Genomic DNA, 13,390 nt, shown 5'->3' on the forward strand with positions numbered 1-13,390 from the left:
TTTGTCAACAAAAAATATCTCAACAAATGTCATCGTTGAGATATTTTTCGTTGCCTAATCATCTTTTAATAGCTCGCAATCAATAAAATAGATAGCGTACCGCTAATTTGGCATTTAACTGTTTTATGCAATTTTTAATAATAGAATCCGTGACGATAATCCCATGACGAGAAAATATCACTCATAATTTTCATGATTTTATCGACATCTAATCCTTTACGAATAACAATTGGGGCTGGTTGGATACCAACTGCACCATTTTGCTCTGGAATGAGTTTACCTGCCTCATCAACCATAGATACCATTACCCCTTGTTCGTAACGCGTGTCTAGCGTCTTATCAGGTTGAATTGATGCCACGTAATCATCAGCCTCAATAATTAAATCAGCAGCATTTTCAATTTGGTCACCAATGCCAGCTACCAAACCACGATTCCCCTTACCAGAAGGATTAGCTGAACTTGCAAATGAGAACTTGCCATACTTTTCCCACATTTCTTTGGCGATATTTTCACTTGGTGTGCCAAACTTGATAACAAAGCAACTGGTTTCACGTTTATCCATCATCAAATCTTTGGTGCCGTCATTTGGTATCTTGCTCTTAGCGTCTTCTTTCCATGGCAAGATGCAACCCAACAAAATATCCTCATTCCAATGTTGTTGATACATTTGTTCGATTTCAGGTGTCATTTGCGCTAATTCTTTAACTTGTTCTACTGAACCACATAATACAACACCAGGCTTGTTACGCTTACGATTTTTGGCAGCAAACTTTCTTTCCAACCCTTTATCATCTGAAGTCATGATAATGTAGCCCACTTTTGTTGGGCTAACAATCATACCTCCATTTTCTTTCAAGATGTTAATTGCTTCGCCTTGGATACCACCGTTCCAATGAATCTTTGTTGTTGTTGCTTCTGTCATTATAAAATACCATCCTTTTTAATATATTGCTTTTTGTTTTGTCTCTGGTCCATAAACTGCAACTACAATAGCCGCGATTATCGCTACTGCTGCGATAAAATAAAAAATTAAATTGGCGCTGAATTGCGTAATCGCCCACGCTGCAAAATATGGTGTCAAAACTGTTAATATTTTAGCTACGCCATTAGCATACCCGTTCCACGGAATCTAAAGTAAGTGGGGAACAATTCTGACATATAAACGCCGACAACCGAAGCCATCAAAATATACATCATAGTTACGACCAAAAATCCTACAATTAAAATTCCAACCGTTGTATGTTGCTGCGAATAAATCATCCCAAACACTGCAGTCATTACAAAGGCAGAAACAATGACCTTTTTACGACCTATCACGTCAACCAATAATGCGCCTATCAGTGCGCCTATTGGAGCCCCAGCCATCATAACTGCGGAAAATGTTAGTGAATGAACCACTTCGATGCCTTGTTTGATCAATAATGTTGGCATCCACGATGTAAATGTATACTGTGTTAAATTAACTGCACTGACAGCGACAGTTGCAACCAAAAGCCCAATACCAATCCTAGTCTTCACTGGTTGTCGTTTTACACTAGAATCATTTGTGCTGTACGAGCCATTCACTTCCAATTTCTCAATAATCTTTTCAGCTTTATCATATTCTCCGCGTGCAATTAACCATCGCGGTGATTCGGGAAAATGACGGCGAACCACCCATAAAATCAATGCTAATACACCAACAATAACAAACATTGCACGCCATGTATAACGAGGAATAACGCTTGCTGCCAAAAGTAAGGTCAATGGTGCAGCTAAGTTGGCAATCACAGAAGTTACGCCACTCCACCGACCACGATTTTTGATTGGGGCAAATTCATTAATTAAGGCATACCCTGTCACAATTTCTGCGCCTAATCCAATTGCGGCGAAAAAACGTAATCCGATTAACATCCAAATATTAGTTGCAAATGCCGCACATAGGGTTAGTACACCAAATATTAATAAATTAGTTGAATATGCTTTTCTCCGGCCAAGAAAATCACCGATAAATCCAGCAAAAATGGATCCGAAGAAAAGGCCTAAAAATCCGGAGGAAAGAAACACAGAACCCTGTGCAAGTGTCGCAAAGTGCGTGCTAACTATTGCACTATTTACTGCACTAGCAAGATAAACATCCGCTCCATCTAAAATCATACCAGCTGCAATCATCGCAAAAACATGATAGAACGTTGTTGTTTCTTTAGTTGTATCCATTCGTTGCTGCAAATTCATTGCTTGTTCCATGAACTACCTCCTATCCAAAATTTGGTCGTTGTTTTTCAAACGCAGCGATTAGCTTTTCATACTTCATCGTGTTATCAATATCATCTTCGCCATTGATAAATTTTTCTTTCCATTGTGAATTAATATCAAAATGGAAAACATAGTTTTTATAAGTCACAGTTTGTTCGGGTAAATCAATTTGAATATTTTCATCTGCTTGAATATTTCGTAATATTTTCCGATTTTCTTCAGGCAACACAATTGGAAGTAAGCCATTCTTGGTTGAATTCATGTAAAAAATATCTGAAAATCCGCCGCCAATTACTGCCCTGAATCCATAATCCGTTAACGCCCATACCGCGTGTTCTCGTGATGAGCCTGATCCAAAGTCATTGCCTGTAATCAAAATTGAAGCGCCCTCATGCTCGGGCTTGTTCAATTCAAATGATTCATTTAATGAACCATCAGCATTATAACGCCAGTCATAAAACAAATCTTTCCCAAATCCAGTTTTCAAAATATTCTTCAAAAACTGTTTAGGCAAGATAATATCAGTATTAATGTTGTCATTTGGAATAACAACAGCTCTGCCTGTCTCTCTTACAAAAGCTTCCATATTATTCCCCTATACAAATTCATCTGCTGTAATATCAACAAAATGACCAGCAATTCCTGCCGCAGCAACCATAGCCGGAGAAGCCAAATGCGTTCTTGATCCCGCACCTTGGCGTCCAATGAAGTTTCTATTTGATGTTGAAGCAACGTGTTTTCCTGCCGGAATTTTGTCTGGATTCATTGCCAAACATGCTGAGCATCCTGGTTCACGCCATTCACACCCAGCGTCCTCAAATATTTTAGCAATGCCTGTTTTAATTGCACGATTTCTAATGGCACGACTACCAGGCACAACCCACGCAGTGACGTTGGGTGCTAAATGATGCCCTTTCATCATATTCGCAGCAATTTCAAGATCTTCGTAACGGCTGTTCGTGCATGATCCGATGAAAATGTAATCCAAATTAATGTCAACAGGCTTCATATTGGGATGCAACCCAATATATTCATAAGCGTTTGCATCATTATCATCCTTGATTTCTGGCAAAGACTGATCAATAGGTGTAGCCATGCCTGGATTTGTTCCCCATGTCACCATCGGTTTCAAGTTTGATACATCAAAAGTCAACGTCTCATCAAAGTCACTTTCACTATCTGTGTAGAATTGTGACCAATACTTTTTTGCAGCTTCAAAATCCTTGGGTGCTTGTTCACGACCCTCAATGTAATCAAATGTCGTTTGATCTGGTTGTACCATACCTGTTTTTGAACCAGCCTCAATTGACATATTGCACATCGTCATACGAGCTTCCATTGATAACTTCTCAATCGTTTCACCGTAAAATTCAATTGCATAACCAACCCCAAATGACACACCATATTTAGCAATAATGCCCATAATAATATCTTTTGCGTATGTATTTTTAGGTAACTCTCCTGTTACCTTAATTCCCATTGTTTTTGGTTTAACTTGCCAAATCGTTTGAGTCGCCAAGACATGCTCAACTTCGGAAGTCCCAATTCCAAAGGCAATTGCGCCAAACGCACCATGAGTTGCTGTATGAGAATCACCACAGACAATCACTTTAGCTGGTTGTGTCAATCCTCGCTCCGGTCCCACAACATGAACAATCCCTTGCTTATCATCACCAATTGATGCCAATGGCACACCAAACTCTTTTGTATTTTTAACTAACGTGTCCATCTGTAATCGAGACATTTGATCCTGTACATTAAAAATATCTTTAGTCGGCACGTTATGATCCATTGTTGCAAAGGTTAAATCCGGTCGCCTAACGCGGCGATTTGTACTTCTCAACCCATCGAAAGGCTGTGGTGAGGTAACCTCATGTACTAAATGTAAATCCACATAAATCAGTTGAGCTTCACCAACTTCCCCAGTAATGACGTGTTTTTCCCAAATTTTGTCAAATAGTGTTTTGCTCATTTTATATCCGCCGATTCATACTTTTTTATGTAATCAACCATTTTTTGCGTGACCTCATCGGTCGTCATTTTTCCACCCATGTCTGGCGTCACATAGTGATTTTCAATAATGTAATCTACTGCTGCAGTAATTTTGTCTGCAATCTTTTTTTCATCAAAGCTTTCCGTCAACATCATAGCTACCGTATTTACCATAGAAATGGGATTAGCTATGCCTTGTCCAGCAATGTCAGGCGCTGAGCCATGAATTGGCTCATACAAATTAGGACCACTTTCACCAACTGACATAGAAGGTATTTGTCCAATGGAACCTGTAATTTGTGCTGCTTCATCACTTAAAATGTCCCCAAACAAATTAGGTATAATCACAACATCAAATGTTGCTGGTTTTGACATAATAGCCATTGTCATCGCGTCAACATAGTAATAGTCGATTGTCACATCCGGATAACTTTTGCCAACTTCATTCGCAATCTTTCGCCAAAACTTTGATGTAGCCAATACATTTGACTTATCAACAATGGTGACATGCTTGTTTCGCTTTTGCGCCATTTTAAAACCTTGATGCATAATACGAGTCACTTCTTCTTCGCTGTAATACATCGTATCAATGGCTTGATGCGCTTCCAGCTTGCGTGGCTTTCCAAAGTAAGCACCAGAGGTCAGTTCACGAACGATAACAAAGTCCGTATTTTCAACATACTCTGGCTTCAATGGTGAGCGGTCAATTTGCGCTTGAGTCACTTTTGTTGGCCGTATATTAGCAAATAAATTAAGTTTTGATCTAATTTCTAATAGCCCTTGTTCTGGGCGTCGTGGCGCATTATCCCATTTCGGTCCACCAATTGCACTAAGTAGCACCGCATCAGCTTGCTTTGAAACATCAATAGTCGACTGGGGTAAAGGATCGCCAGCTCGATCAATACCATCACCACCAAAAGGTGCATCTATAAGTTCATAGGAAAATGCTTCATTCCTTGTCGCAGCATCTAATACTGATAACCCGGCTGTCATGATTTCCGGACCAATATAATCGCCTTTTAAAACTACTATTTTTTTAACTGATGTCATATTATTGATAACTCACCATTTCTTTTTCTTCAACAACTTGCATAATAACCTTTAATTGGTCATCTGTAATCAAATCAGACTCTTCGGCAACTGATTTAAAGATTGGGAAAATTGCTTTCATATCATCACGCGTCACATCATAACCTAAGCTATTTAGTTTTGACATTACTGCATGCGATCCTGACAACTTGCCAAGTGGTAAGGATGCCGTAGCGCCGACCATTTCTGGCTTCAAAATTTCATATGTTTCAGGATTTTTTAAGTATCCATCCTGATGAATTCCAGATTCATGAGCAAAGGCATTGCGTCCCATAATGGGTTTATTACCCGCAACTGGCATGCGAGTTGCGCGTGCAACAATGTCAGAAATGGCTTTTGACTGAGCTAAGACAATATCTGTTTCTGCATTAAACTTTTCATGACGCACATGAATAGCTGCTGCTGCTTCAATCATATCAACGTTACCGGCACGTTCACCAATCCCGTTGATTGTGCCTTGAATTTCCGTCGCACCATGCTCAATTCCTGCCAAAGCATTAGCTGTTGCCATACCCAAGTCATTATGTGTATGTGTTGACCAACCAACTTTATCAAAACCGATAATATTTTGACGTAAGTTTTCAAAAACTTCGCCATATTCCTCTGGTGTATCATAACCAACAGTATCAGGTATGTTAATCATCGTCGCTCCAGCGTCAATAGCTGTCTGCACGCTTGCTACCAAAAAATCAGGTTCAGTTCGTGTCGCATCTTCAGGTGAGAATACAATATCTTGCATATACTGCTTAGTGAAAGTAACGTCCGCCTTGATTTTTTCCAAAATCTCCTCTTTGGTCATGTGTAACTTGAACTCACGATGAATTGGTGAAGTTGCAATAAACACGTGAATCATTGGATGCTTTGCATCCTTAGTTGCCTCAATAACCGCATTAATGTCATTTCTGACCATTCGTGCCAAACCGACAACCTTTGCATTATCCACAACCTCAGCAATTCTTTTAACTTCCTCAAAATCTTTCTGAGAAGCCGCAGGGAATCCCGCTTCAATTGCTGCAACGCCATAATCATCCAATCCTTTTGCTATTTCAATCTTTTCTTCAATTGAAAAATTAACCCCGATTGTTTGTTCACCATCACGCATTGTTGTATCATAAAAAGTTACTTTGCTTGCCATAATTTTCTCCTTAAATTAAAATCCCGGACCAGTCAATTTGACTAGTCCGGGATCATGCACTCACATCCTTTTATTCACTAGCCATTAAATAAGTACCTAACAACCAGCTCAAAAGCTCAACTTGCTAGGGTCTGTCTGAGCAAGTTGAGGAGAAGGGCTGCATTTGTAATATTTATTTGTACAGTAGCCTGATTTCTCATGTGAAACACTTCCTTTTAATTTAATAAACTAATCATAAACTACTTTATAATTCATCGTCAATCATGGGAAGTGTTTTATTCCATTTTTATATAATCAAGCCATTTTTATAATCCTAACCCCATTTTGGCATATCGAGACATTCGGTCTATTTCCCAAGCTGGTTCCCACGTGAGTTCGACTCTAGTTGATTTTACTTCAGGTAAAATTTTTAATGCCTCGTCAATCATCTCTTCTAGTACGCTAATCAATGGACATCCCATGGTTGTTAGTGTCATATTGATTGTCACATCCCCTGTGGTATTAATATCAACACCATTAATTAATCCTAAATTGACGATATCAACCCTTAATTCAGGGTCGATAACAGTCGTCAAAGCATCCATAATACGCGCCTCAACTTTTTTATTCATAATTTATCCTACCGATCCAACCATTTCAAATTTCATTAATCGATTTAATTCAACCGCATACTCCATTGGTAGCTCTTTTGTGAATGGCTCGATAAAGCCCATGATAATCATTTCTGTAGCTTTCTCTGCAGAAATACCACGCGTCATCAAATAGTACAATTGTTCTTCGGAAACGCGCGACACTTTAGCCTCGTGTTCCATGGACACATTCCCATTCAAGATAGTGTTATATGGAATCGTATCAGCTGAGGACTTATCATCAACTAGAATCGTATCACACTCTACATGGGCAAATGAACCATCAGATTCACGTCCAAATTTAACTGTGCCACGATAATCTGTGGACCCACCATCATGAGCAATTGACTTTGAAATGATAGACGATGACGTATTTTTAGCATTATGAATCATTTGCGCACCGGAATCTAAGTTAACCCCTTCGCCAGCAACAGCAATCGACAACATGGTACCTTTTGCACCCTCGCCTTCTAAATAAACTGATGGATACTTCATCGTTGTTTTTGAACCAAAATTACCATCAACCCATTCCATCGTTGCATTTTCATGCGCTGCTGCGCGTTTTGTTTCCAGTGAATACACATTATTAGACCAATTCTGAATCGTAGTGTAACGACAATACCCGTCTTTTTTAACAATCACTTCAACCACAGCAGCATGCAGGGCATCCCCTGAATACATTGGTGCTGAACAGCCCTCAACGTAATCGACATGTGCGCCCTCATCAACAATAATTAATGTTCGTTCAAATTGTCCCTCATTTTCTGTATTAATGCGGAAATAAGACTGAATAGGGGTCGTAACGTGAACACCTTTAGGCACATAAATAAATGTACCACCAGACCAAACTGCCGAATTTAGAGCGGCTAGCTTATTATTAGTCGGTTTAACCAGTGAGCCAAAGTATTCTTGAACAAGCTCTGGATATTCTTGAACCGCAGTATCTGTGTCGGTAAAGATAATACCCGTTTTAGCGAACTCTTCCTTCATACGATGGTAAACTACTTCAGACTCATACTGGGCAGAAGAACCAGCCAGCCACTTTCGTTCAGCTTCTGGAACACCCAAACGCTCAAATGTTTCTTTCAATTCTGCTGGGACATCATCCCAGTCACGGTACTTATCATTTGTTGGCTTATTATAGTAGTAAATATCTTCAAAATGTATCTCGCTTAAATCTGGTCCCCATTTATGCATTGGCATCTGAAGATATGTTTGATACGCTTGCAATCGATAATCTAGCATCCATTGTGGTTCATTTTTCTTAGCTGAAATTTGACGAATAATGTCTTCATTTAGACCTTTTCCTGTCGAAAAAACAGCTTGATAATCATCTTGAAATCCTAATTCAGTAGCTTTATCGTTTGAAATAGCAGCTTTTGTCTGATCAATGGCTTCTTGTCTATCTATTTCCATGACTGCACCCCCTTTATTTTTCTATTGCTAATAATTCATCCAAAGCGTGCCATGCTAAGGTTGCACACTTCACTCGCGTAGGAAATTTTGTAACGCCTGATAAAATTTGTGCTTCTCCAAGTGATTTGAAATCACCGTCTTCACCACGAGCCATTTTTGAAAACTGATCAACCAACTGACTAATCTGGCTCTTACTTTTTCCAGATACTAAATCCGTCATCATTGAGGCGGAAGCTTTCGATATTGCACAACCATCCCCATAAAAATAAATATCTGTCACTTTATCATCGTTGATGTTAACAGCTAAATCAATGATATCACCACAAGTTGGGTTATACTTTCGAACATGATAACTTTCTGTTCCCAACATAGGCTTGTAATTATGTGGATGTTGCGCGTATTCCATAATTGTTTGACGATACAAATTATCTAAATTATGCAAACTCACGATTAAAGTACTCCTTAATTTTTCCTATGATATCAATAAAGTGATCAATTTCTTCACGCGTGTTATAAATGTACAAGCTGACACGAACTGTGGCAGCAATACCTAAGTATCGCATGAGTGGTTGTGTACAATGGTGGCCTGCTCGTACTTCAATACCTTCTTGATCCAATGCAGTTGCTAAATCATGCGCATGAACACTATCTAAATTAAATGCGATAACACCCGAATGGTGTTCACTATCTTGCGGACCGTATACAGTAACGCCAGGTATTTTTTTTATTTTTGGCAAAGCGTAAGAAACCAATGATTGTTCATAAGCCTCTACTTCAGTCATACCAATATTTGTCAAATAATCGACAGCTGCTCCCAAACCAATGGCACCAGCAATATTAGGTGTTCCAGCTTCAAAACGCCAAGGTAATGGTTGAAATGTTGCTTCATGAAGGTCAACTAGTTCAATCATTTCCCCACCAAATTGCGCTGGATTCATTTTGTTCAATACATCATACTTACCATAAAGAACACCAATACCCGTTGGTCCTAACATTTTATGACCAGAGAAAGCAAAAAAATCAACGTTCATATCTTGAACATCTATTACCATGTGTGGCGCTGATTGAGCACCATCAGCAATCATAATAGCGCCATGTTGATGTGCCATTTGTGCTAATTCTTTTATTGGGTTAACCACACCTAACACATTAGAAGCATGGGTAACAGATACGATTTTAGTTCTGTCAGACATTTTTTCTTCAGCATCAGCCAAGTCCAACGTGCCATCTGCTTTAAGGTTAATATATTTTAAGTTAGCGCCGACACGCTGTGCTAACTGTTGCCAAGGTACTATATTAGAATGATGCTCCATATAGGAAATTAGAATTTCATCCCCTTGCTTAATGTTTTCCGCACCATAGGTACTTGCCAACCAATTCAACGATTCTGTTGTACCACGAGTAAAGAGAACTTCTTCGCGTTTTTTTGCATGTATAAAATTTTGAACCTTGTCTCGTGCCTGTTCATATGCGTTTGTAGCTCGTTCTGACAGTTCATAAATACCACGATGTACATTAGCATTATCATTTTGATAATAATCAACGAGTGAATCAATGACAAACTGTGGTTTCTGGGAAGTCGCCGCATTATCAAAATATATCATTTGCTGTCCGTTGATTTTTTGGTTTAATATTGGAAAATCAGTTTTAATCATCTTCATGTTTTAACTTTCTTTCTATTTCCTCAACTACCTGCTGTTGTGCTTCTTTTGTCGGCATTTTTGCTAATACTTCACCCATAAATCCACGAATAACCAATTTTCGAGCAACTTGTTCACTAATACCTCTACTCATTAAGTAGTACATCTGATTCTCATCAACACGACCAACTGAAGCCGCGTGACCGGCTGTAACATCGTTTTCATCAATCAATAATAGTGGATTAGCATCACCTCGTGCTCGACGGGACAACATCAAGACACGTGATTCTTGTTGCGCATCTGATCCCTTTGCACCCTTAATAATTTTCCCAATACCATTAAAAACTAATGTAGAACGATTTAAAATGACCCCTCGTTGGAAAATATGTCCTAATGAATGACGACCTCGATTTAAGATAGTCGTTACAAGACCCTGAGTTTGTTTCTTTGTTGTCAGGCCAATAACATTTGTATGTGAGGTAGAACCTTCCCCATTCAATTGACTTGCTAAGCGAATAATAACATTTCCATCATTAAACTCGGCATTTTGCCAATCAACTGTTGCGTGATTTCTTACTTCTGCCTCACGGTTAATAAAGGCTGTTGTTTGTTCTCCAAAAGAATCAATATTAGCATAAGTAACTTGAGCACCTGAATCGGCTATAACTTCAATAATAACCGAAGCTTTTGTTTTTTGAGTACCTATCGTATGCATCTCTTGCAGAATATCAACTTTAGCGTTCGAACCAATATAGACGAAAATTCGAGCAACCAAATCTTTGCCAGAAGTAGCCAAATGATTTAAGGTTAAATGTAAAACTTCGTCAAATTGAACATTTTCCGGAATATATACGAAAATCCCCGTATTAAATTGGGCAAAGTTTTGAGCTGACAAACGATCCGTTGCTTTATCAATAACACTCCCAATCATCTTTTTAACAAGATCTGGATGCTCTGTTTTCGCTTGTACCATGCTCATCAACATCACCCCTTGAGCGGTCATCTTTTCTGTCAGATGTTGATATGTTGTCGATAGGCCACTAACTTCGATGCCATTCTTCTTATTTTTCATAAAGAACGATGTTGTAGCTTTATCTGTGGCTGGTATCATTTCATCAATCTGCCATGAATTATAGCGAACTTTGGCAAATGTAGGCAACGGAAGAGATTGTATTACACTATTATCAACCATATCAATCCTCCACAAAATACGAATTCACATCTTCATCTGTTAAATGAACATTCAATCCAAGTTCATCTCGCAAACCAGCATATCCTTCAGCTTCCAGCTTCTTGGCCAGCTCTGCACCACCTGTTTTGACAATTTTACCACCCATCATGACGTGGACAAAGTCTGGAACGATGTAATCAAGTAGTCGCTGATAATGTGTAATCATTAACGCACCAAATTCGCTAGAGCGCATTTCATTCACACCACGGGAAACGACCTTCAAGGCATCAATATCTAATCCTGAATCAATCTCATCTAAAATAGCAATTTTAGGTTCAATCATCATCATTTGCAAAATTTCATTACGTTTTTTTTCACCACCAGAGAAACCCTCATTAAGATATCGTTCCGCCATTTCTTCAGACATAGATAAAAATTCACGCTTTTCATCAAGTTTTTCAATAAATGACATAATACCAATTTGATCATCTTCCGGACGGCGTGCGTTAATTGCTGCCCGCATAAACTCAGCATTTGTTACGCCTTGAATTTCTGATGGATATTGCATAGCTAAGAATAGACCCGCACGTGCACGCTGATCAACTGACATTTCAGCTAAATCTTGATCGTCAATGTAAATATGACCTTCAGTCACCTCATAGGCTGGATGCCCCATAATAGTTTGCGATAACGTTGATTTTCCCGTTCCGTTTGGACCCATGATGGCATGAATTTCACCAGTATTAACAATTAAGTTAACTCCCTTTAAAATTTCTTTTCCTTCTACTGAAACGTGTAAGTTTTCAACCTTGAGTGTTGCCATTGTTGTTTTCCCCTTTTCGTTGACTGATCTTTTTTAAAATGTCTTCGTTCTTATGTATTTTAGCAATTACACGTGCATTTTCAATCATTTCATTCACAATAAAATCTTGACTATGCCACGTATCACTTGCCTGTACCAATAGCCAAAAAAAGTTTTCCAAGAAATACGTGCTGTCACTTGCGTTTGCCAAATCAATGCCATAAGTTGCCAACATCATAGCATATTTGTAGTTTTTAATCGACATTTGGTATTGAGCTAACAGATAAACAATCGCGGCTTGACATCCTGAATGATCCACCGTTGATGTTTCTTTCTGATATCGCCACACATCTTCAAAAGCTTGTTGTGCCTCATGAAATTGGCCACGTTGATAATAATAATGGCTTGTTATAGCATAAAATAACAACTTGTGAGATTTGTTAAGTCCAGCAATATTAATTTTTTTAATCACTCGCTTTGCTGCGGAACAATCCTTTTTTAAAATAACTGAAGAAAAATATTGAGCAATTTGATACATAGGTTGTTCATTATCTAGTAATTTATCAACCTCTACTTGACTCATTAACTGCTCAAACTGTGAAATATTTTGATAAAAAAGTTCTTGCATCGCTTGCGTTAAGACTTCTTCATTATGTGTCTGACGAGCGGTCACATTGATAGGAAAAACATCATTTAATGTCAAACCTAGTCTTTCACATAAGGCAATCATGATATCGAAAGCCGGAACTTGCTGATGTTTTTCAAATTTTGATAGCGTAGCTTGTGTGCAAATATCAGCACAAAGTACCATTTGTGATATCTTTAAGCGTTTTCTAGTATTAATAAATTTGTCTATATTAATCATTGATCCCCCAATCCTATGAAAAAAGGCACCTAACTGCTTTCACAGTTAGGTGCCTGAACAAAAAATGTCCCAACTGTCTACTAAATCTAAAACGGTTAGTAGACGTTAACTCAAAATAACCTACTAATCATCAATTGAGAAGAAGGATAATGAGAATGTTGTTTAATTTTTTTATTTTTTTATTCATATGTAATTTTTGTTTCTGAGCAATAACTCACGATAATATTAAAATAATTATATTCCTATAATTTATAAATGTCAAACGTTATCAGAACTATTCAAGGCAGATTTGATATGTTATACACCTAAATTAAACTTGTGACTGATTATTTTGTTAGAAAATATAAATTTGGAATAGTTCATTGACAATTGAACTTATACCCCTATACTCAAATTAGTAAAAACATATTAAAAT

At 38.2% G+C, this 13,390-nt stretch carries 12 protein-coding genes and 1 pseudogene; all 13 read right to left on the reverse strand.

Features of this window, described 5'->3' with window-relative positions; genetic code table 11:
• Nucleotides 1–134 precede the first annotated feature (134 nt).
• Nucleotides 135–923 carry an L-threonylcarbamoyladenylate synthase gene (locus A6B45_RS09935; protein WP_072614413.1) on the reverse strand — a complete coding sequence of 263 codons (789 nt, stop codon included), beginning with the start codon at nucleotides 921–923 and terminating at the stop codon, nucleotides 135–137.
• An 18-nt stretch (nucleotides 924–941) separates the two neighbouring features.
• Nucleotides 942–2,227, reverse strand: a pseudogene (locus A6B45_RS09940) (MFS transporter).
• A gap of 10 nt (nucleotides 2,228–2,237) precedes the next feature.
• Nucleotides 2,238–2,822, reverse strand: a complete 585-nt coding sequence (leuD, locus tag A6B45_RS09945) for a 3-isopropylmalate dehydratase small subunit (RefSeq protein ID WP_072614414.1) — start codon at nucleotides 2,820–2,822, stop codon at nucleotides 2,238–2,240.
• 9 nt (nucleotides 2,823–2,831) lie between these two features.
• Complete coding sequence (gene leuC / locus A6B45_RS09950) at nucleotides 2,832–4,208, reverse strand: 3-isopropylmalate dehydratase large subunit (RefSeq protein ID WP_072614415.1); 1,377 nt, start codon at nucleotides 4,206–4,208, stop codon at nucleotides 2,832–2,834.
• Nucleotides 4,205–5,278: a 3-isopropylmalate dehydrogenase gene (leuB, locus tag A6B45_RS09955; RefSeq protein ID WP_072614416.1), complete on the reverse strand. Its 1,074-nt coding sequence runs from the start codon at nucleotides 5,276–5,278 to the stop codon at nucleotides 4,205–4,207. The genes leuC and leuB overlap by 4 nt, the downstream gene beginning before the upstream one ends.
• Nucleotide 5,279: 1 nt before the next feature.
• Nucleotides 5,280–6,452, reverse strand: coding sequence for a 2-isopropylmalate synthase (locus A6B45_RS09960; protein ID WP_072614417.1), 1,173 nt, complete (start codon nucleotides 6,450–6,452; stop codon nucleotides 5,280–5,282).
• Between the two features lie 305 nt (nucleotides 6,453–6,757).
• On the reverse strand, nucleotides 6,758–7,063 hold the full coding sequence (locus A6B45_RS09965; protein ID WP_072614418.1) for a metal-sulfur cluster assembly factor: 306 nt from the start codon (nucleotides 7,061–7,063) through the stop codon (nucleotides 6,758–6,760).
• A 3-nt stretch (nucleotides 7,064–7,066) separates the two neighbouring features.
• Complete coding sequence (gene sufB / locus A6B45_RS09970; RefSeq protein WP_072614419.1) at nucleotides 7,067–8,497, reverse strand: Fe-S cluster assembly protein SufB; 1,431 nt, start codon at nucleotides 8,495–8,497, stop codon at nucleotides 7,067–7,069.
• Nucleotides 8,498–8,510: 13 nt separating this feature from the next.
• Nucleotides 8,511–8,945, reverse strand: coding sequence for a Fe-S cluster assembly sulfur transfer protein SufU (gene sufU / locus A6B45_RS09975; RefSeq protein WP_072614420.1), 435 nt, complete (start codon nucleotides 8,943–8,945; stop codon nucleotides 8,511–8,513).
• Nucleotides 8,932–10,158 (reverse strand): cysteine desulfurase, encoded by a 1,227-nt coding sequence (locus tag A6B45_RS09980; RefSeq protein ID WP_072614421.1) that lies wholly within the window; start codon nucleotides 10,156–10,158, stop codon nucleotides 8,932–8,934. The genes sufU and A6B45_RS09980 overlap by 14 nt, the downstream gene beginning before the upstream one ends.
• Nucleotides 10,145–11,329, reverse strand: coding sequence for a Fe-S cluster assembly protein SufD (gene sufD, locus A6B45_RS09985; RefSeq protein WP_072614422.1), 1,185 nt, complete (start codon nucleotides 11,327–11,329; stop codon nucleotides 10,145–10,147). The genes A6B45_RS09980 and sufD overlap by 14 nt, the downstream gene beginning before the upstream one ends.
• A gap of 1 nt (nucleotide 11,330) precedes the next feature.
• Complete coding sequence (gene sufC / locus A6B45_RS09990) at nucleotides 11,331–12,131, reverse strand: Fe-S cluster assembly ATPase SufC (RefSeq protein ID WP_072614423.1); 801 nt, start codon at nucleotides 12,129–12,131, stop codon at nucleotides 11,331–11,333.
• On the reverse strand, nucleotides 12,112–12,975 hold the full coding sequence (locus A6B45_RS09995; protein ID WP_072614424.1) for a helix-turn-helix domain-containing protein: 864 nt from the start codon (nucleotides 12,973–12,975) through the stop codon (nucleotides 12,112–12,114). The genes sufC and A6B45_RS09995 overlap by 20 nt, the downstream gene beginning before the upstream one ends.
• Nucleotides 12,976–13,390: the final 415 nt, after the last annotated feature.

Source organism: Leuconostoc suionicum (assembly GCF_001891125.1).
Lineage (GTDB): Bacteria > Bacillota > Bacilli > Lactobacillales > Lactobacillaceae > Leuconostoc > Leuconostoc suionicum.

Bases quoted from the DNA above. Each gene is read 5' to 3' on its own strand.
- sufC (WP_072614423.1), bottom strand. From the start codon at position 12,131: ATGGCAACACTCAAGGTTGAAAACTTACACGTTTCAGTAGAAGGAAAA.
- A6B45_RS09980 (WP_072614421.1), bottom strand. From the start codon at position 10,158: ATGAAGATGATTAAAACTGATTTTCCAATATTAAACCAAAAAATCAAC.
- sufD (WP_072614422.1), bottom strand. From the start codon at position 11,329: ATGGTTGATAATAGTGTAATACAATCTCTTCCGTTGCCTACATTTGCC.
- sufB (WP_072614419.1), bottom strand. From the start codon at position 8,497: ATGGAAATAGATAGACAAGAAGCCATTGATCAGACAAAAGCTGCTATT.
- A6B45_RS09995 (WP_072614424.1), bottom strand. From the start codon at position 12,975: ATGATTAATATAGACAAATTTATTAATACTAGAAAACGCTTAAAGATA.
- A6B45_RS09960 (WP_072614417.1), bottom strand. From the start codon at position 6,452: ATGGCAAGCAAAGTAACTTTTTATGATACAACAATGCGTGATGGTGAA.
- A6B45_RS09965 (WP_072614418.1), bottom strand. From the start codon at position 7,063: ATGAATAAAAAAGTTGAGGCGCGTATTATGGATGCTTTGACGACTGTT.
- leuC (WP_072614415.1), bottom strand. From the start codon at position 4,208: ATGAGCAAAACACTATTTGACAAAATTTGGGAAAAACACGTCATTACT.
- leuB (WP_072614416.1), bottom strand. From the start codon at position 5,278: ATGACATCAGTTAAAAAAATAGTAGTTTTAAAAGGCGATTATATTGGT.
- leuD (WP_072614414.1), bottom strand. From the start codon at position 2,822: ATGGAAGCTTTTGTAAGAGAGACAGGCAGAGCTGTTGTTATTCCAAAT.
- A6B45_RS09935 (WP_072614413.1), bottom strand. From the start codon at position 923: ATGACAGAAGCAACAACAACAAAGATTCATTGGAACGGTGGTATCCAA.